The sequence below is a fragment of the uncultured Campylobacter sp. genome, from assembly GCF_938030785.1.
In the GTDB taxonomy this organism is placed as follows: domain Bacteria; phylum Campylobacterota; class Campylobacteria; order Campylobacterales; family Campylobacteraceae; genus Campylobacter_B.
Window position 1 is genome coordinate 1 of sequence record NZ_CALHIK010000045.1, and the last position, 1,537, is coordinate 1,537.

The following is a 1,537-nucleotide window of genomic DNA, read 5'->3' on the forward strand; positions in this document are numbered from 1 at the left end:
CGAGGTAAAATTTGGATATGAAAAATTTTAAAAGAATTTTAAAAATTACCGCCTTGGTCGTGAGCGTTGCATGCGTGCTTTTTGTGCTGTATATATTTGTGATTTTAAATTTGCTTTTTTCATCCGATACGCCCGAAGGTTGCGATCCTAGTATGCCCACTAGCGCTTGCGATTATATCGATGAAAAATTTGAAAAAGAGCTGCAAGGCTTACCTCCAGTCGCCGCTCTGCCGAGCCTAGAAAAAAGACCCGTATTTTGGCTAGGCGAGAAAAAATTCGCAGGAGGTGCGAAGTTTGATTATCTATACATTAAGGACGATTTTGGGGTCTGGCTTAGGTATGGGGACAGCGATAGCGACGACTTTTTGCTACAAAAAGATATGCCAGAGCGCTACTATGGATACCACGAGATCGATCGTTCGCCGGACGAAAGGTGGGTAAGTAGAAAGCTTGGATATTATAGCTACGGCATCTACGATATTTCGCTTTTTGAAAATGAAGCCAAGATATTTTCTCAAACGGCGCATAAGGTCGTGAGGAAATTTATTGGTTTCTTTAATCTACACTCTATGAGGGGTACATCTTTTGCAGCTCCGCAAGGTACAAAGGAAAATTTAAATGCCATAAGTGAGCTTCAAATTCCGCTTGCAGTTTTTCCGCAAAAACCGAACTACTCTGCGCTTGGTTGGGCTGATAAACCAGAAGCCAGAGGCTATGTCGGAGATGAAATAGCTAAAAAACTCGCTCGCAACGTCTTTGAGATAGAGGGCGATGGGTGGCGACAGACCATCCGTATAAACAGCCGCGCCAAAGATATAAAGGTAATCTGCGGAGATGAAATTTGCCTCGCGCTTGCCTTTGATGAGAGCAAAATCAATAGCTGCGATAACGGCGCTGCATCCACGGCAATTTATACGCTAAATTTAAAGCAAAAATTTAATAATTTTCATACGCTTACTAGTAGGAATTTTAACTACGTCAAGCTCGGCGATAAGTATACTTTAGACGATGTGGAATCCTTTAAAATAGTTTTATCGAGATTCAGATATATCGAGGGGTATAACAAAGGTCGCGAAATCACGGACTACGAGGTTATCTTGCAAAATAGCGAGGGTGAGCAGGTCAATGAAATTTGCAGTAATGAAATAGAGAGGATTTTATAGTGGCGCGGCGTAAATTTTAAGTCTATGCGCAGGTTAAAATTTTTGAATAAAACCGGGTGTAAATTTTAAATTTGCCTGCAAAGCCGCCCTTGCAACGCAAATTTAAATTTTCAAATTCCGCCACCTTAAAGAACAAGAACGAACTTAAAATTTCTCTTTAAATTTGCGCCTACTATCGACACTAAAAAGACAAAGCCGCTAATGTTCGATTGTCGCGCTTGCCGAATAAATTAGCGCCGATTTTATCTTTTCGCCTGCACCGGCGGCAAAACACAAACTTTAAAGAAACTCCCGCATTCGCAGGAAAATTTTAAAATCACGATGAATCGGCGCGGAATAGGTGCGCCGATCTTATCCGTTTAGTCGATGACGTT

General features: G+C 41.4%; 1 protein-coding gene. It reads left to right on the forward strand.

The genetic code is table 11. The features are described 5' to 3' along the window. Positions 1 to 17: 17 nt before the first annotated feature. Positions 18 to 1,163 (forward strand): hypothetical protein, encoded by a 1,146-nt coding sequence (locus Q0438_RS02405; protein ID WP_299186948.1) that lies wholly within the window; start codon positions 18 to 20, stop codon positions 1,161 to 1,163. The last annotated feature ends 374 nt before the right edge of the window (positions 1,164 to 1,537 follow it).

What these genes read in the sequence shown, in the direction of transcription:
- Q0438_RS02405 (WP_299186948.1), top strand. Translation starts at nt 18, where the DNA reads ATGAAAAATTTTAAAAGAATTTTAAAAATTACCGCCTTGGTCGTGAGC.